Here is a 17,951-nt window from a genome sequence, read left to right on the forward strand (position 1 = left end):
GTATGCCTTCACCCACCCACACAGTATGCAGATCCCAGGACACGGTATGACTCCTGAAGGGCTCGCAGCCAACCTCGCTGACTTCGTTGGAGCTGAGGCGTTGTCCTGTGATCTCACTCGGGTACTGGACGGCGTGGATCTCGGCCCGCACTCCCCGGAAGTTGAAGCCCAGAAGCTCGCTGCTCGTGCATGGGGTGCCAGGCGGACGTGGTTTCTCACGAACGGTGCCTCACAGGCTAACCGCATGGCTACACTCGCCGTTCGCGGACTGGGCACCCGCATACTTGCTCAACGAAACGCACATTCAAGCCTGAGCGATGGCATCATTCTGGCAGGACTCGAGCCCAGGTTCATGCTTCCCAGCATCGATCACGAGCACGGGATCTCCCACGGCGTGCACCCTGTCACTCTTGCGAATGCACTCAAAGAAGCTGAGGAGCAGGGTGCGCCTGTGCACTCGATCTACCTCGTGTCGCCGAGCTACTTCGGCACGGTTGCAGACATCAGACAACTCGCGGATATCGCGCACGACCATGGAGTGCCCCTGATCGTTGATTGCGCGTGGGGCGCACATTTCGGGTTCCATCCAGACCTCCCCGAGACACCCACCCGTCTCGGGGCCGACCTCATGGTCACGAGTAACCATAAACTCGGCGGCAGCCTTTCCCAGTCAGCCATGCTGCACCTCGGAGAGGGAGAATTCGCCGATGTGCTCGAACCCCTCGTCGATCGCGCGTTCAGCATGACAGCCTCCACTTCGCCCAGCTCACTACTACTCGGATCGCTAGATATCTCGAGACACTCGCTTGAAACGGGTACCGAGCAGATCGGCCGGTCAATCGACAGTGCGCGCAGGCTCCGCGAGGCAATCGAGCACGACCCCCGCTTCTCGCTCCTCGACTCAGGGTATAGCCAGTTCGCCGATATCGTCGCCCTCGACCCGTTGCACGTCGTGATCGACATCAGCTGCACCGGACAGGATGGCAACTGGGTAAAGTCCCACATGAACGATGTTCATGGCATCGGCTTCGAGATGGCCACAGACAACACGGTCGTAGCGATTCTCGGGGCGGGCCAAGTCATCGACCATGACCTCATCCTCGCTGCGCTCAATGAAACTGCGGATGCTGGCACCACCGAGGCAGCCGCTTCAGGGCGACGTGTTGAGGCCCTGCCTCTCCCCGTTCCCGGAACGCTGAAGATGCTTCCTCGAGACGCTTACTTCGCCGACACAGAGGTGGTTTCGTGGCAGGACTCGATTGGCAGGATTGCTGCGAGTGCTCTCGCTGCGTATCCGCCAGGCGTGCCGAATATGCTGCCGGGCGAACTGATCACCACTGAGGTAATCGACTATCTCCGAGCAGTCGCCGCGACTCCCGACGGCTATGTGCGGGGTGCCCCTGATCCGTTGGTTGACACAGTTCGAGTCATCACGGGCGGCTAAACCCATACTCGTGGCGACCCCTCGACGCCCGTAGAGCGCGTCGGTGGGTTGCCTTCTTTACTGTACGAGGGTGAGTATGAGCGGAATCGTGGCTGCAGATACGAGGGTCTGTACGCCGGTAATCGATGCCATGAGTTTGGCATCTCCACCCATTCGCATGGCGAGCATGTAGGTTCCCGGGCCCGTGGGTAGTGCACAGACGAGCGCAATCATGGTCACCTCTAGCCCGTGTAGGCCCATCGTTCTTGCCAGGAGCACCGCGGCGACCGGAAGCACAAGGAGCTTCACCGCAACTGTGAACAGTATCGCCAAGCTCTCCTTGAAGTCGAAGGTGAGCACGATTCCCGCCCCGGCGACAATCGTCCCGCACGCGAGAGCAGGTGCTGCAAGCAGATTGACGGGTACCGCTAACGCATCGGGCAGATCTATGTTCAAGAGGTTTAGCGCGATTCCGATCGCACACCCCGCGATCAAAGGATTGGCAAACACCTCTTTCGCGAGCCGTCTCGCCCAGAAACCGGCAGCGTCCGGATTCAGTACAGTCAGGGTGGCGACCGCGACGAGGTTCACGAAGGGGGCAAGAATCGCTGCTGCGATGGCGAATACTGCCACGCCAGTGCTGCCGAATCCGACAGAGGCGATCGTGAGTCCAATGAATACGTTGAATCGAATCCCACCCTGGGTCATCGACGACAGCCGTGACCTCGAAATCCGCAGGAATTTTCCCGTGATGAGTATCAGGGCTACCACGCCCAGACTCACAATGACCAGCACGGAACCCATCTCGAGCACCGGTGCGCCGGCGAGATCGGTTTCCATGATCGAGGTGGCGAGGATTGCGGGCGCGAACACGAAGTAGCTTAGCCACTCGAGCGCTTTCCATGAGCCGACGTCAGGGAGCGCGAAGCGTTTGATCAAATACCCGAGGACTAGCAGCGCCGACACTGGCAGTATCGCTTGTAACAGGATGCTCACGGCAACCATTCCTTTCTCGCGAGCATGTCCGAGTAGCTGTGCGCGCACGCGTGAGTGCGTGCACAGCTACGTGCCCAGGTCCTGTGTCACCAGTCGGAGCCGGGCATCACCTGCTACGTGACCTCGTGCAGTTCCCCGTTCCTGTTCAGGGCTGGAACAGGTCGAGGGGCACATGGACGAGGGTGACACCTTTCCTTGCGACGGCTTCGCGGATCGTGTCTTCGAGGTCCACGGGATCCGTCACTGCGAAGCCGGATCCGCCAAATGCTTCAGCGACAAGTGGCCAGTCGGGTTGCGATAGCTGCACGCCAACGGGGGCAATGTCCCGGTCGGTTTCGTTCTGCTTGATCTCGCCATATCCGCCGTTGTCGACGCAGATGACAAAGATGTCGAGACCTTGCTCTTTGGCGGTCTGTAGTTCTTGGATGGAGAACATAAGGGCACCATCGCCGACCACCGCGCCGACAGTTCGGGATGGTTCGGCGATCTTCGCCCCGATGGCAGCTGGGAGCGCATATCCCAGAGTGCAGTACGTTCCCATATAGATGAGCGAAGCGGGTTCTTCAACACGGAATCTGCTGCCGATGCCGTTGTACACGATCTGGGAGGAGTCACCCCCGAGGATTACGTCAGCGGGAAGCGCGGATATGATGCGTGCGGCGACCGCGGCAGACACGGGATCATGCTCCGCGGCCTCACGAGCCAGCAGATTTCGCATTTCGTCTGTGGCTTGAGGTGCAGCTTGGAGGGTTCGTGTATGCAGTTCCTCAGCGAGCGTCGCGAGTGTCACTGCTGAGTCACCGATCAGCGCGTGGGCGGCCTGCAAGTTCTTGTCGCGTTGGCTGTCGAGAATATCGATCCGGACGACTGGGCCGTTCGCCACAAGTTCCATTCCGGCGCGCTCTGCGACTCCGAGCTTAGATCCCACCACCAGAACCGCGTCCGCTGCTGCGACCAGTTCGAGTGCGCCTGCGAGCCGCAGTTCTGATCCAATACTGAGCGGGTGGGATTCTGGGAGCACCCCCTTTCCGTTCATGGAGGTCAGGACTGGTGCATGCAGAAGTTCTGCGACCTGTCGAAGCTCGCTTCGTGCTCCGGTTGCTCCGCCTCCTGCGAGGATGATCGGACGTCGAGCGCTGGCGAGCAGGTCGGCTGCGCCGAGAATCTCTTCACGTGCCGGCATGTCCTTGTCTCGGGGGGCCCTTGGCACCTCTTGGAGAACACGGGAATCGACTTCGGCTTCGAGAAGGTCGAGGGGGACTTCCAAATACACTGGGCGAGGGCGGCCCGAACTGCCGAGTTCAAACGCCTCGTGGACCGTCTGCAACGCCTCTTCCGCACTATTGGCTCGTCGCGCAATCTCGAAGACGCCCTCTGCCGAGCGGAGCTGATCCTTAGTCTCATGCAAGGTACCGATATCGCTGAACTCAGATCCCCGAGGAGCACCAGGCGAGAGAACGAGCATCGGACGTGATTCGCAGTAAGCCGTGCCAGCAGATGCGAGTGCATTCAGAAGGCCTGGGCCAGAGGTCGTGATGACCACTCCAGGCAGTCCGGTACGCTGAGCCCAAGCATCCGCGGCGTACCCTGCCCCTTGTTCGTGACGTGCAGTGACGGGATGGATCCCAAGACGCCCCAAGTGCCTGTAAAACTCAAGGTTGTGTGTGCCAGGAATCCCGAACACCGTCTCGACACCGTACTCCCTGATGAGCTTCAGGATGGCGTAGCCAAGGTTGTTACGATCGATGGTTGGCCGTGCTGCGGAGAACTCGGTCATGAGTGTTCCTTTCCGAATGGGTGAGGTGTTACCGGCGCCTGCCTGAGGGTGTTCACCGGATGAACTGCTTGGCCATGAGTGAGGTAGTTCACGGCTTCTTCAGCCTGCACTCGCACATACAACTGCTCTGTGGCATTAGAGAGGTAGCCGATATGGGGGGTGACTATGAGTCGCGGGGCATCAGCCAAAGCATGTCCGATGGAGGGCGGTTCTTCATCAAGCACGTCAAGACCCGCACCTGCTAAGTGCCCCCTGTCAAGGGCATCGCGTAGCGCCTGGGAATCGACGAGCCCGCCGCGACTCACATTGATGACGTAGCTGCCAGGCTTCATCGAGGCAAGAAACTCTGCATTGACTAGGTTCCTTGTGGTGTCGATCAGCGGCATATGCAGGGAGATCACATCCGCTTGAGCAATCACCTCACGCAGCGTGGCGAGTTCCACGTTGCGGTCTGGGCTTTCCGAGACAAATGGGTCGTATCCGAGGACCTTCTTGAAGGACGGGCTGGCAAAGTCGATGAATCGGCGGCCGATATTACCCAGGCCGAGTACTCCGAGAGTGAGTTCCGTCGTTCGTGCAGGCTTCCAGTCAGAGCGAACGTCCCACAACTCGGGTACTGCAGAACCTTGATAGGACGGAAGCTGGCGGATGAGGTGGAGGGTGAGTGCCAGAGCGTGACTCGCGACTTCATCGGTTGAGAGCGGCGGGAGATGGGTGACGACGATACCGAGTTCGGTCGCCCGCTCGACGTCGACGCAGCTCACTCCCATTGCACCAACGCAGATCAAGCGCAAGTTAGGGAGAGACTCAAGAGTCTCCCCTCGCAGTTCAGCGAAATCGATGAGCAGCACTTCTGCATCGAACGCTTCCCTGATGATCTCGTCAGGATCCCGCGTGGGGACGTGCGTAACGACATAGCCGGCTGCGCGCAGCATCTCGATACCAGGCGCAATATCAAGACCCTCGATCTCGGTGTAGACCGCCTTGGGCATTCTGCCTACTGCGCGAGCTTCAGCCAACGGTACATCCATCGGTCGATGCTTGCGGGTTCATGCCTGTGTTCCGTCCTCATGAATGAGATGCTGCCGCGCCTGGTCCCAGGACACCGAGACCGACTGCCCTACCAAGAGGGCTGCAGCCTCTGTCGCAGGCAGCTTCGCAACCCCTGGCGTGCCATCGGAGAATTCCATGTAAACGGTGACGTTTGAACCGGTGAAGACGATCTCACGGATAGTCGCAGCGAAGCTGCCAGTCGAATGGTCCGTGTGCGGTGACACCGTCAGCGCTTCAGGGCGAACGATCAGGACGTTCGCGGCCGACTGTTGAGCTTCCTCGGGGAACAGCGGCGCGGTCCCCGACTGTGAGACGAATGTGCTTGACGTTGAGTCAACGCTGCCCGTGAACACATTCGAATCGCCCAGGAAGCGGGCCACGAACAACGATTCAGGCTGGTAGTAGAGCTGCTCGGGTGTGCCCACTTGCTCGATACCGCCGTGGTTGAACACGGCGATACGGTCAGACAGGACCAGAGCTTCCTCCTGATCATGTGTGACGAAGACGAATGTCATCCCGAGTTCGCGATGGATTCTCGCGAGTTCCCGCTGCATCTCGCCACGAAGATTCTTGTCAAGCGCTCCGAGCGGTTCGTCCATCAGTAGCGCTCGGGGATCAAAGACGATTGCTCTCGCGAAGGCCACGCGTTGCTGCTGGCCCCCAGAGAGTTCCTTCGGAAGACGCTCTGCATAGGCGTCGAGTTGCACCAGCGCCAGCGCCCGTGCGACCCGTTCTCGAATCTCGGCCTTCGGCAGCTTGCGCTGCCGAAGCGGGTATGCGACATTCTCAAACACCGACATGTGTGGAAACAGCAGGTAGTTCTGGAACACCACGCCAAGGTCCCTGCGATGCGGTTTGAGACCGTCAATGGGTTCTCCACCGATGCTGACCGTTCCTGCTGACGGGTTGACGAACCCTGCGATCAGAGAGAGTAGGGTCGTCTTTCCTGAACCGCTGGGTCCGAGAAACGACATGAACTCGCCAGGCTGGATGTCTAGGGAGACGTTGTTGAGAGCGGGAGACGGTGCGGAGGGATACTGCATCGTCACGTTGCTCACGGTGATCGCTTGCCCGTGGTCTGGTTTCTGCGTCATTGCTGATTTGCTTTCTTCTTCTTGAGTCCAGGCAACACCTGAACCAACACGACCACTGTGGTTGTCGCCAAGATGACGAGAGTCGCAGCGGCGGAGACGGTCGGATCGATCTCCGTAGCGATTGCGTCGTACATGTTCGCGGGGAGGGTCTTCAAGTACGGCGTTTGCAGGAACAGTGACACGACTGATTCATCGAATGAGGTCACGAAGGCGAGGACGAACCCGCTGACAACACCGGGGAGGATAAGTGGAAGCGTGACGGTCAAAAATGCTTTCAACGGGCCAGCGCCGAGAGATGAAGCCGCTGTGGTGAGGCCGGAATTGTAGCCGCTAAGACTTGAGGAAACCGACGTGATCACGAACGGCAACGCAAGGATTGTATGTGCAGCTACAAAACCGAAAAGGTTCCCGACCAACTGCCAGCGCAGGAACACCGCATAGATTGCTACGGCGAAGATCACGCCGGGAACAATCATCGGGGCCATGTAAATGCTGGACAGGAAACTGCTGAGTTTGGGCGACATTCGCGCGATCGCAACTGCCGCGAGCGTGCCTAGCACGGTGGCCAACACTGCGGCGAGCAGCCCGACCTGCAGAGACGCGAACAACGAATCCATCCACTTCGGCGAGGTGAAGAAGTTCTCATACCAGCGAAGGGAGAAACCTTTGGGCGGGAACGAAAAGTTCCGGGCGTCGGAGAAGGACATAGGGATGACCACCAACACCGGGAGGATAAGCAGGGCGATCACTACTACGTTCCAAGCACGCAACCAGATCGGGAGGTTCCTCTGCCGACTCGGCCGAACTGTGCCGACTTTCACGTTCTCAGTCATGATTTGCCTCGCTTCATGAGAGGGTTAGCCTGCCGCACGAGCCAGTTCACAACGCCGAGGATCACGAGTGTGACAACGAGCAACAGCATGCCGGCTGCACCTGCACCTGGGAAGTCGAGCAGTCGTTGTACCCTCGTGGCGATGATCTGGGATAGCAGCGCCTGGTCGGGTGAGCCTAGGAGGGCGGGGGTGATGTAGAAGCCGAGGGTCACCACGAACACGAGGGAGAACCCGCTCACCACCCCAGTCAGGCTGAGTTGCAGGTAGACCTTGCGGAAGGATGTGATCGGTTTTGCGCCGAGGCTGGCCGAGGCTTTGACCAAGCCCCGATCGATAGTGCTCATCTGGTTGTAGAGAGGGAGCACCATGAATGGCAGCATGACCTGCACCATCGCTACAGCCACTCCTCCCCAAGTGTTCAACAGAACGACCCCTTCAATGCCGAGAGCCTGGAAGAACTGGTCGATGGGGCCACCACGGTTCTGCAGAATGAACCATGCGAAGGTACGTGCGATGATGTTCACCCAGAATGGCAACATGACCATCGTCATCATCACAGTCCGCCAGGCCGGGGACACTACAGTCATCGAGTACGCGTACGGGTAACCGATGATGAGCGTAGCCACGCCGACGATCAAGCCGACTGCGAGTGTGCGCAACATCACTGTCACAGTGACACCGTCGGTGAACAGGCTGATGTAGTGGCCCAGCCCGATCTCAGGGCTCGTGAAAGACAGCCAGACGATCAGCGCGAGCGGGTAGATGAAGAACACGCCCAGGGCGATGAGTGCCGGAAGCGCAAGGCCTCCGGCACTCATTTTGCCTGTGCGTGCCCGGGACTTGGAAGAGTCCGGGATGCTCAGGATTTGCGTGGTCACGACTATCCGACCTGCCACGCAGTGTACTGCTTGGTCACCTGCTCCAGGTTCTCACCCCACCATGCGCCATCGAAGTAAATGGCGCGACCGCGGTTATCGAGATCAGCGAAAATGACGGCCTGCTCCTGGTTCTCATCGAACTGGGGTGCAGCGTCGGCCACAACCGCGCCGCGACCGGTCAGTTCAGACACGGTTGCCTGCCGCTCGGGGTCGAGCGTGGACTTCAGGAACTCAAATGCCTGCTCGGCGTTCTTGGAGCCCTTGGGGACGGCAAGCTGATCGGCTGAAATCACTGTCGCATCCCATACTGCGGACCAGTCCCCACCATCGCGCAGCAGGTATCCGAACCGTGATTCCGGCGTCAGTGCCATGTCGACCGATCCGTCGAGCATCGACTGGCCAAGCTGGCCGTAGCTCTCCGCGAATACGAGAGAGTCACGGATCGTGTCGTACTTCGCAAGAGCCCGATCAATATCGAGAGGATAGAGGTCCTCCGCCTCGACACCATCAGCGAGCAGTGCAAGTTCCATCATTCCGGTATCGAACTCGGGCGGCAGCAACCGTTTCCCGGGGAATTTGTCCGTGTCGAAGAAGTCCGCAATGCTGCTCGGAGCGCCTTCCGAGTAGGTTTCGTTGTTTGCGATGAACATCAGCTGCGAGAAGTAGAACGGAACGGTGCAGTCTGTTCCGCTGGCTCCCTCTGCGAAGGTCACCCCGTCGGTCAACCCTTCCGGAAGCTCTTCAAGCAGCGTGCCGCAGTGTTGGTTCGACCCAGCGGGAGTCATGATCACGGCGTCCCAGGTGACGCTACCGGAGTCCACCATCGCTTTGAGCTTGGCAAGGTCGGTGGGCGAGTCACCCAGCACCTCGACACCAGTGTCCGCGGTGAACGGATCACCGAACGCTTCGAGTTGGTAGTCCTGAGTCTCGTTCCCGTATCCGACGAAGGTGATCGTCCCACCGCCTTCGTTCTCATCGGATTGGCCAGTGCTGCAGCCGGTGCCAGCGAGCAGCAGGCCTGTCACTCCAGCGATCGCGAGCACCGTCTTTGGTCCGCGAGCATTTCTTTTCATCATTTCTGTTCCTCTGGTGATAGTTTGCCTCCTAGATGCGGAGGACACTGGTACCCGTCGTGGTGGGAATGCGAGTCGACGATCGGTCCTAACTCGCAAGGACCGTGTCAAGCGCGGCCCGTATGCTTCCCACGATGAGACGGAGCTCGTTTTCGGTGATGATGAATGGGGGCGAGATCTGCAGAATATTGTTGGGTAGATTCCGTAGGTGCACCCCGTGACGTTCGAGTTCGGCGACTACTGCGAGTCCAGCAACATCGTCGGCGAGGTCTACGCCCCCCATCAGACCAATGTGTCGGACAGCTTTCACCCCTGGGTGAGAGCGCAGCCCTTCGAGCTCTTCGGCGAGAATCGGCTCGAGGTCTCGTACATGGGCGAGAAGTCCTTCGCGCTCGATGATCTCAAGGTTCTTCAGTCCGACAGCAGCCACTGTCGCGTGGCCTGAGTAGGTGAGGCCTTGATGCAGGATGGGCGCATCGGCGCCCTCGTAGAACTGTCGGGATACGCTTGGGGCTACGATCACACCACCGAGGGGCAAGTATCCGGAGGTGATGCCTTTCGCGAAAGTGATCATGTCTGGTTCGAGGTTGAACCGCTCCGAGGCTGTCCAGGTCCCGAGGCGGCCGAAAGCGGTGACGACCTCATCAGCGATGATGAGGAAGCCGAACTCCTTCGCAAGTTCCTTGATCCGCTCGAAGTATCCAGCAGGCGGCGGAACGACACCACCGACTCCCATGACGGGCTCGGTGATGAGCGCAGCGATCTTCTCCCCGCCATGTGCCCGGATCGTTCGCTCCGCGGCTTCGATGTCCCACTGATCGATGAGCAGCGTTTCGGGAATGAGAGTGCCAGGGCCGAACCCGTCACGATTGAAGGAGAGCCCGGCGACACTCGTTCCGTAGGCGTGCAGTCCGTGGTAGCTGTCGTTCCGGGATACCACTGTGAGTTTCTCGGGCTGGCCCTGCAGTTGCCAGTGACGCCTGGCGAGCTTCAGCGCCATATCTACGGAGTCTGAGCCGCCGCTGGTGAAGATGACCTTGGCGTCCTCGAACGGCGCCAAGGTGGCGATCTTGTTCGCAAGATCCAGTGCAGGCTGGTTCGCGTAGCGTCCGAAGATATGCCAGGTCTCGAGCGTGCGAAGCTGCGCTGCGGCGGCTTCCGCGATCTCCTCACGCCCGTGACCAACATTTGCGTACCAGAGGCCGCCCGCCGCATCGAGTAGGCGTTGACCGTCGGCAGTTACAATGTATGCGCCGTCGCCCTTGACGATGACCGTCTGCGAGCCGGCGAGCACAGTGGGCATGTGCGCCTGTGCGCTCCACATTGCATTGTTCTGGGGCATCTGTTTCCTTCTGAAATTCGAATGTGAGTGACGGGGCGATGTGCAGTTCCACGCCCCTTCAGCTGTAGTTGAAGAATCCCTTGCCGCTCTTACGCCCGAGTTCACCAGCGGCGACCTTCTCACGCAGGATCTGTGGGGGCTCGAATCGCTCTCCGAGAGTGGATGCAAGGTACTCGGCGATGCCGAGCCGAACGTCAAGCCCGACGAGGTCGGTGGTACGGAGCGGTCCCGTGGCGTGCCGGTAACCGAGCACCATCGCCGCGTCGATATCCTCCGCTGAGGCCACACCTTCTTCGAGCATCCGCATCGCTTCGAGTGCGAGCGCGACACCGAGCCGGGAGGACGCGAACCCCGGAGCATCTTGCACGACCACAGGAGTCTTACGCAGACTTTCAGTCCATTCACGAGCCGACGAAACAAGGCTCTCATCAGTGGCCTCGCCGATCACCACCTCGATCAGCGTGGAAGCGGGCACCGGATTGAAGAAATGCAGACCGAGGAACCGGGCAGGGTGTGACAACTCGGCAGCGAGTTTCGTTACCGACAGCGAAGAGGTGTTGGTCGCGATAGCCGTATGCTCGTCGATGCGTTCCTCGATCGAGCGGAGCGTGGCTACTTTCACCTCGAAATCCTCCGGGACCGCTTCGACCACCAGGTCTGCGGCACCGAGGAGCCCATAGTCTTCAGATACGACCAGTCGCGCGAGCAGGACGTCGATGGCGGGTGCTGCAGGATCTTTCGCGACCGCTTTCTGCGCGATGTCCGTTAAGCGAGCCTGCGCAGCATCAACTGACTGTGTGTCCCGCTCGAGTACAACAACCTGCGAGCCGTTGACCGCGAAGCTGAGCGCGATGCCTGCGCCCATCCGTCCGCCTCCAACGACTGCGACATGTTTCGGCAATCCCATGATTCAGCGTCCCTTCCGCGCATCGCGCTTCTGTATGAAGTCATCCATTCGCTGTGCCTTTTCTGGAGACTCGAAAAGGAGCGCTTGCGCAAGATTGTCGATGACCGGATGCGCTGCCCGTGGCGCATGGATCACCTGTTTGGTGACCTGAACCGCGAGCGGGTCGAAGCCCGAAATCCGGTCAGCGAGAGCATTCGCCCGGTCGAGGAGTTCGTCCGGCTCGCACACCTCGCTGACCAGCCGGATGGAGAGCGCCTCGTCAGCCGAGAGGACGCGACCTGCGAGCAGAATCTCCTTCGCGACTGGCTCTCCGACGAGCTCCATAAGCCGCCAGCAGCCACCGGCAGCAGCGATGATTCCGAGATTAGGTTCAGGATTGCCAATCTTTACTCGCGTCGTCGCGATCCGGAAATCGGCTGCATACGCGAGTTCCGCACCTCCCCCGAGGGCATACCCATCAATCGCCGCGATCACCGGCATGGGTAACGCGGCGATCCGCGCAAAGATGCTCGAGTTGATGCCACGGAGCGCGTCATGTCGGCGGCGATCTCGGAGCTGCGAAATATCTGCGCCAGACGCAAAGATACCGCCACGCTCAGTTCGCGTTCCAGTGACAATCAGGACGCGGGGCTCCAGCTCGAGCTGGGCACAGACCGTGTGGAGCTCATCGACCATTGTCTGATCGATCGAGTTCAGAGTGCGGGGACGCTCCAGGCGCACGATCGTCCGATCAGTGCCGTGCTCGACAATGAGCGAGTCCATCAGACCCCCGTCTCTCTCGGATAGCGTCTCCGCTGTCCTCCGCAATTCTGTGATTTAGTCCCAGTTTCGCCGGAAATTCCATAACACACAAATACCTAATCAGGCAGCTTTTTTGCCCATTGCGTCATAAATGGAGGGTGGCGGTCCCGCTCACCCATTGAAAACTCTTGCCATCCCTGCATGAATTGGGGGGCACTTTGGTATTTGACTTGTCATGAATCCCGATGTCACAGTGATGAACAGCGCTTTGTGCGCACAGGTGCGCAATGAGTGATCCGCGTTCACACATCGATCTTTTGAAGGAGCGTCGTCGCATGGGTGTATATACGACCGTGAATCCAGCCACCGGAGAAAAGGTGGCAGAGTTTTCCGAACTCACCGACGAGGAGGCTACTGCCGCACTCGACCAAGCAGGGAGCGCCTACACGAGTTGGAAGCAAAGGGCGCTTCAGGAGCGTGTAGCTTTCGTCAAGCGCATCGCAGAAATTCATCGTGAACAGCGCGAAGATCTGGCCTCACTGATCACCTTGGAGATGGGCAAGCCCATCACACAAGCACGTGGCGAGGTCGACCTGGTCGCGAGTATCTACGATTACTACGCTGACCATGCGGAGGAGTTCCTCGCTGACGAGCCGCTCGACATCGCGGGGCCGGGTACTGCAGTGGTGAAGACCGAGCCGGTAGGTGTTCTGGTAGGCATCATGCCCTGGAACTACCCTTACTACCAGGTCGCACGATTCGCAGCACCGAACCTGATCCTGGGAAACACGATCCTCTTGAAGCACGCACGGAACTGTCCGCAGTCCGCCCTGGCTATCGCGCGCGTGTTCAGCGAGGCCGGCCTGCCCGAGGGCGTATACACGAATCTGTTTTCCAATAATGGACAGATCGCCGACATGATCGCCGACCCTCGCGTACAGGGCGTTTCCCTCACCGGTTCTGAGCGAGCTGGCTCAGCGGTCGGAGAAGTCGCCGGTCGCCACATGAAGAAGTACGTGCTGGAACTGGGTGGGTCTGACCCTTTCATCGTGCTCGATGATGCTGACCTCGATGCGGCGGCTGCCGCAGCAGCGGTCGGTCGCTTCTCCAACGTCGGTCAGGCCTGCACCGCCTCAAAGCGCTTCATCGTGCTCGATACGGTATACGACAGGTTCCTCGAGAAGTTCATTGAGCAGAGCGGCACCTATGTGGCGGGTGATCCTGCCCTGGAGTCCACGAAGCTGGGCCCGCTTTCCTCCGACTCGGCTCGGCAGGACTTCGTGGATCTCGTCGATGACGCCATCGAGCGCGGGGCGTCAGTCCACTTGGGTGGTGAACTTCCAGATTCTCCCGGGGCCTTCTATCCGGCCACGGTACTCTCGAATGTCACCAAGGAGATGCGCGCCTACACCGAAGAGCTGTTCGGCCCCGCCGCAGTAGTACATCGCGCAACTTCCGATGAAGACGCGATCTCGATCGCGAACGACTCCCCCTTCGGGCTCTCAGGATCGGTGTTCTCCCTGGATCCCGAACGTGCGCTGCGCGTCGCTAATCAGATCGAGACTGGGATGATGTGGATCAACAGCACAAGTAAGACTGCCCCAGATCTTCCGTTCGGTGGCATCAAGGCGTCGGGCGTGGGACGCGAGTTGGCACGATACGGCATTAACGAGTTCGCCAACAAGAAACTCATTCGCATTCCACACGCGGAACAGTAGCCCGAACTACTCGAGGGGACGTTATCTTGATCGCTCAGATAGCGTCCCCTTCTGTTTCCTGCAGACCCCCGGTGCCTCTACAGCAGGGTTGGTTGATCCCAGATGGGCAGTACCGTGCCGACACCTCGCCGCTCAGCCTCCCAGAGGAGCTCGGTCGCCCAGGCAACGTCCTCGGCTGGTATTCCTCCGATTGAGAAGAATGACGGGCGGGTCGAGTCATACCCTGGCGCACGGCCGTCAACGACATCCCCGAACTCGACGATGTCGGCAGATGTCAGCTCGCCATCCAGAAGCATGTCCTGGTACTTGACGCCGAGTGCACCGAGCCGCTCATGGTACGGGCGAGTAAAGTTCGCGACGTATGCTTCGTAGAGCGGGGTGTGGTCCACAACGTTGCGAGAACCTGTCCGCAAGAAGGCTGTATCGACTTCGATGTTCGATGTCGCCGCGACGTAAGCGCCTGGTCGCAGCCAGGATCCCTCGAATGTTGGGTAGTTCTCTGCACCCGCTAATCCGGTCGCCGCCACAGTGACGATGTCGGCCGCGGCGACTGCCGACCGGATCGAGTCGACGACCTCGATCTGCTCGACCTGCGGATACTCAGAGCGGATCATCTGCACGAACTTCTGAGCATTTTCACTCGCGGCTGACCGTGCTGCAATGAAAACCCGAGTAATGCCGGGCCGCGCCGCCAAAATCGCTCGAAAGGCAACCTGGTTGATAACCCCCGGCCCAATCACGGCCACCGAATCCGCATCTGGTCTGGCAAGATATCGCGCTCCCGCACCCACAACCGCTCCTGTGCGATAGGCGCTGATGAGATTTCCCGGCATCACCGCAATCGGAGCACCTGTATCGGTGTCGTTCAGGACCACAAGGTGCATCGACCGAGGCAGCGCCCTCTGCGCATTCTCGATGTTTGAGCCATACCACTTGAGACCAGTCGCACGATACTTGCCACCGACGTAGGCTGGCATCGCCATGAAGCGTCGATCGGACGTATGCTTCGGCATGCCTGGGAACACCGGGTCCAAGGGAAAATCAACTTTGATCCCATGCGAGCTGTGGTTGGGCCCGCCCATCCGGTAGTCCCCAGTCGCCAGAAGAGAAAAGACCTCGCACATTACGTCCGTGCACCGCGAAATATCCGTCGCGCCAAGCCCGATGAGTTCAGGCTCACTGAGGTACCGCAACTGGAGAGACGTGTCGCGCATCGTCACCCTTCCTCTATTCGTTCTCTACTCGCTGTTTCGACGCGAGAAATCTGTATCCGCTAGAGCGATGCTAGCCCCGGATAGGGCGACCCAAACGCAAAAGAATGGCAATCGTTCATACCAATAGAGCATAAATCTCTCGTTAACCGGTATCGCGCACCCCTTCGCTTACCTTCGCCGACCTGGAACACTGAAGCGATAGGCCACCGTCACAACGGCCACACAGTGTTGTGCCACAGGAGGAGGGTCGATGTCTCACGTCGAGCAGGCATCGGTAGTCATCATCGGGATGGGGACCGTTGGATCAATGGTTGCGTGGCAGCTGTCACAGCGTGCAGGCGGCCGTGTCATCGGAGTCGAACAACATGGCATTGCTCATGCCTACGGCGCTTATGCCGGTGAATCACGACTGTTCCGCACCGCCGCTTACGAGGGCGACCACTACACCCCCTTGCTCATGCAGTCGCAGCGGCTGTGGCGCGAACTCGAGCAGGAATCTGGCCAGGACATCTATCTGCAGGTCGGTGCGCTCACGATCGCTCCAAGTGGGTCTCCGAAGATCAACAGTACGCTTCAGGCCGCAGAGCGTTTCTCTCTCCCCCACGAGTATCTGGAGGGTAGGGAGCTTCGCAATCGGTTCCCTCAGCACGACTTTGACGACGACGATGTTGCCGTCCTTGACCTCGGTGGCGGTGGCCTGCGCCCGGAACGAGCAGTCCTGTCCGCTACCGAGGCCGCCACGCAAGCCGGCATCGAGGTCTGGCAACACACCACGGTCGTCAGCATCGAAGAGCATCACGGGCGTCACCTTGTCAGCACGACTCGCGGTGAAATCCTCGCCGAAAAAATTGTTCTCACCGCGGGGCCTTGGGGACAGCAGTTATTACCCGAACTGAAATCTTTCACCCGGGTGAAAAGCGTCCCGCTGACCTGGTTCATGCCCAAGCAGATCGAGCACTTCCTCCCGGAGCGTTTCCCTGTCTTTGTGCGTGATCGAGGAACTACCCACCTCTTTGGTGCACCGAGCCTCGAAGGCTATGCCGTGAAGATCAGTCGGGCTGCATTCCCTGACTGGCCGCTCGTAGACGATGTCGCTGATATCCAAAAGGAGCACACCCGTGCCGAGCTGGCCGAGACTTCACAGCTCGCGACTTCCTACTTCCCGGGGCTTCACCCGGAGCCGGTCCGGCACAGCATCCATCCGGACAGCTACACGGCCGATCTCACTCCAATCATCGACTTTTCTGCCGACGGCAGTCGCGTGATCATCTCGGGTTTGTCGGGACGAGGCTTCAAATTCGCCCCGGTGCTTGGCAGCATCGCAGCCGACCTTATCCACACCGGGACAAGCAATCTGTTCGAGCCTGAACGATTCAGCCTCGCAGCGCACTACCGCAAGCTCGATCACTAACCCTGTCGTCGCGCATGGCGTCCTCCTGAGGCCCACCGTGCGCCAAAAGAATCATGCCACGCCAACAAACACCCGAGGAATCGAATTTAAGGAGAATCCATGCAGGAAATCACTCGTGACGTCGTCATCATCGGAGCAGGCCCGGCCGGTCTCACTGCAGCCCGGCGCCTGCAGCAGGCAGGCAAGTCTGTAGTGGTATTGGAGGCCCGCGATCGTGTCGGCGGCCGAACCTGGTCCGACACCATCGACGGCACCTTCCTCGAGATTGGCGGCCAGTGGATCGCCCCCGAACAGACAGCAATCCAGGATCTTGCGGCCGAACTCGGACTCGAGCTGTTCCAGCGGCACCGCGACGGCGATTCCGTGTTCATCGATAAGGAAGGCACCCGCCACGTCTTCACCGGCGAGTTCCCCGTAAACCCCGAGACGCTCAAGGAAATCCACAAGCTCCGCTCAGAGCTGACCCGCCTCTCACTCGAGGTTGACCCCGCAGCACCCTGGAATCATCCCCGCGCCTCGGAGTACGACGAGATCACCTTTGACGCATGGTTGCGGACACAGAGCGACGACGCCGAAGCACGACTCATCGTCGGAAACTTCATCTCCGGCGCGATGCTCACGAAACCCAAGCACAGCTTCTCCCTGCTGCAAGCAATGTTCTTCGGCGCATCAGCAGGCTCCTTCGAGAACCTGGTGGATGAGGACATCTTGCTCGACAAGCGCGTCGTGGGCGGCATGCAAGGCGTCTCCATCCGCATGGCACAGGAACTCGGTTCCGACACGGTGTTCCTCGAGAATCCCGTCCGCGAGCTGCACTGGAATGACTCCGGCACAGGCGCCCCTGCCGCAGTGACAGCGATTACTGACAGCATGAAGGTCACAGCCTCCCACGCCATTCTCGCGGTACCGCCGAACTTGTACTCGCGTATCCAGTACGTGCCCGCTCTCCCCCGCACCCAGCAAGTCGCGCACCAACATCACTCGATGGGTCTCGTCATCAAGGTTCACGCCTCTTACGACCGTCCTTTCTGGCGCGAACAAGGCCTGGCCGGTACCGGCTTCGGATACTACAACGTCGTCCAGGACATCTACGACAACACGAACCACGGAGACGAACGGGGCACCCTCGTCGGCTTCATCGTCGAGCGTGACGCAGAGAAAGTCTGGGCGATGCCGGAAGACGAGCGTCGAGCCACGATCCTGAACTCACTCGCTGAGTATCTCGGGGACGAAGCCCTCAGCCCTGTTGCGTTCTACCTCTCCGATTTTGGGGCAGAAGAATGGACTCGCGGCGCCTACGGCTGCAGCTATGACCTCGGGGGCCTGAGCCGCTGGGGCGCCACTCAGAATCAGCCCGTGGGACCGATCTTCTTCGCAAGCTCCGATATTCAGGGGTTCGGGTACCAGCATGTCGACGGTGCGGTGCGCATCGGTCAGGACACCGCGGCACGAATTGTCGAGTCCACAAATTCAGCCGCAGTAGGTCGGTGA

General features: G+C 59.8%; 15 protein-coding genes. 4 read left to right on the forward strand and 11 right to left on the reverse strand.

Annotated elements, in window-relative coordinates; translation table 11 throughout:
* The first annotated feature begins 25 nt into the window (after nucleotides 1-25).
* On the forward strand, nucleotides 26-1,444 hold the full coding sequence (locus GMOLON4_RS04450) for an aminotransferase class I/II-fold pyridoxal phosphate-dependent enzyme (protein ID WP_035731574.1): 1,419 nt from the start codon (nucleotides 26-28) through the stop codon (nucleotides 1,442-1,444).
* 57 nt (nucleotides 1,445-1,501) lie between these two features.
* On the opposite strand, the gene GMOLON4_RS04455 is transcribed toward GMOLON4_RS04450, so the two are convergent.
* From GMOLON4_RS04455 to GMOLON4_RS04500, 10 genes are all read right to left on the reverse strand, one after another.
* The gene (locus tag GMOLON4_RS04455) at nucleotides 1,502-2,419 is read right to left on the reverse strand and encodes an AEC family transporter (RefSeq protein ID WP_026935769.1); all 918 of its coding nucleotides are present in this window, start codon (nucleotides 2,417-2,419) and stop codon (nucleotides 1,502-1,504) included.
* A gap of 145 nt (nucleotides 2,420-2,564) precedes the next feature.
* A complete protein-coding gene (locus tag GMOLON4_RS04460) occupies nucleotides 2,565-4,196 on the reverse strand; it encodes a thiamine pyrophosphate-binding protein (protein ID WP_035731454.1) in 1,632 nt (543 codons plus the stop codon).
* Nucleotides 4,193-5,227 (reverse strand): C-terminal binding protein, encoded by a 1,035-nt coding sequence (locus GMOLON4_RS04465; RefSeq protein ID WP_106486668.1) that lies wholly within the window; start codon nucleotides 5,225-5,227, stop codon nucleotides 4,193-4,195. The genes GMOLON4_RS04460 and GMOLON4_RS04465 overlap by 4 nt, the downstream gene beginning before the upstream one ends.
* Before the next feature lie 18 nt (nucleotides 5,228-5,245).
* The gene (locus GMOLON4_RS04470) at nucleotides 5,246-6,343 is read right to left on the reverse strand and encodes an ABC transporter ATP-binding protein (RefSeq protein ID WP_035731451.1); all 1,098 of its coding nucleotides are present in this window, start codon (nucleotides 6,341-6,343) and stop codon (nucleotides 5,246-5,248) included.
* Nucleotides 6,340-7,176 carry an ABC transporter permease gene (locus tag GMOLON4_RS04475; protein ID WP_026935767.1) on the reverse strand — a complete coding sequence of 279 codons (837 nt, stop codon included), beginning with the start codon at nucleotides 7,174-7,176 and terminating at the stop codon, nucleotides 6,340-6,342. The genes GMOLON4_RS04470 and GMOLON4_RS04475 overlap by 4 nt, the downstream gene beginning before the upstream one ends.
* Nucleotides 7,173-8,054, reverse strand: a complete 882-nt coding sequence (locus tag GMOLON4_RS04480; protein WP_211222667.1) for an ABC transporter permease — start codon at nucleotides 8,052-8,054, stop codon at nucleotides 7,173-7,175. The genes GMOLON4_RS04475 and GMOLON4_RS04480 overlap by 4 nt, the downstream gene beginning before the upstream one ends.
* A 2-nt stretch (nucleotides 8,055-8,056) precedes the next feature.
* The gene (locus tag GMOLON4_RS04485) at nucleotides 8,057-9,130 is read right to left on the reverse strand and encodes an extracellular solute-binding protein (protein WP_026935766.1); all 1,074 of its coding nucleotides are present in this window, start codon (nucleotides 9,128-9,130) and stop codon (nucleotides 8,057-8,059) included.
* Nucleotides 9,131-9,215: 85 nt separating this feature from the next.
* On the reverse strand, nucleotides 9,216-10,469 hold the full coding sequence (locus tag GMOLON4_RS04490) for an aminotransferase family protein (RefSeq protein WP_026935765.1): 1,254 nt from the start codon (nucleotides 10,467-10,469) through the stop codon (nucleotides 9,216-9,218).
* A gap of 58 nt (nucleotides 10,470-10,527) precedes the next feature.
* A complete protein-coding gene (locus tag GMOLON4_RS04495; protein WP_245575325.1) occupies nucleotides 10,528-11,334 on the reverse strand; it encodes a 3-hydroxyacyl-CoA dehydrogenase family protein in 807 nt (268 codons plus the stop codon).
* 45 nt (nucleotides 11,335-11,379) lie between these two features.
* On the reverse strand, nucleotides 11,380-12,138 hold the full coding sequence (locus tag GMOLON4_RS04500) for an enoyl-CoA hydratase/isomerase family protein (RefSeq protein WP_026935763.1): 759 nt from the start codon (nucleotides 12,136-12,138) through the stop codon (nucleotides 11,380-11,382).
* A 266-nt stretch (nucleotides 12,139-12,404) separates the two neighbouring features.
* Here GMOLON4_RS04500 and GMOLON4_RS04505 point away from each other — a divergent pair, with 266 nt between their 5' ends.
* On the forward strand, nucleotides 12,405-13,835 hold the full coding sequence (locus tag GMOLON4_RS04505; RefSeq protein WP_265576771.1) for an NAD-dependent succinate-semialdehyde dehydrogenase: 1,431 nt from the start codon (nucleotides 12,405-12,407) through the stop codon (nucleotides 13,833-13,835).
* A gap of 77 nt (nucleotides 13,836-13,912) precedes the next feature.
* Here the strand turns inward: GMOLON4_RS04505 and GMOLON4_RS04510 are convergent, their stop codons facing one another.
* Nucleotides 13,913-15,049, reverse strand: a complete 1,137-nt coding sequence (locus GMOLON4_RS04510) for a tyramine oxidase subunit B (protein ID WP_026935761.1) — start codon at nucleotides 15,047-15,049, stop codon at nucleotides 13,913-13,915.
* Between the two features lie 307 nt (nucleotides 15,050-15,356).
* Here GMOLON4_RS04510 and solA point away from each other — a divergent pair, with 307 nt between their 5' ends.
* Entirely contained in the window at nucleotides 15,357-16,460 is a 1,104-nt protein-coding gene (solA, locus tag GMOLON4_RS04515) for an N-methyl-L-tryptophan oxidase (protein WP_265576772.1), read from the forward strand.
* Nucleotides 16,461-16,559: 99 nt separating this feature from the next.
* On the forward strand, nucleotides 16,560-17,951 hold the full coding sequence (locus GMOLON4_RS04520; protein WP_026935759.1) for a flavin monoamine oxidase family protein: 1,392 nt from the start codon (nucleotides 16,560-16,562) through the stop codon (nucleotides 17,949-17,951).

Source organism: Gulosibacter molinativorax, from assembly GCF_003010915.2.
Taxonomy (GTDB): Bacteria; Actinomycetota; Actinomycetes; order Actinomycetales; family Microbacteriaceae; genus Gulosibacter; species Gulosibacter molinativorax.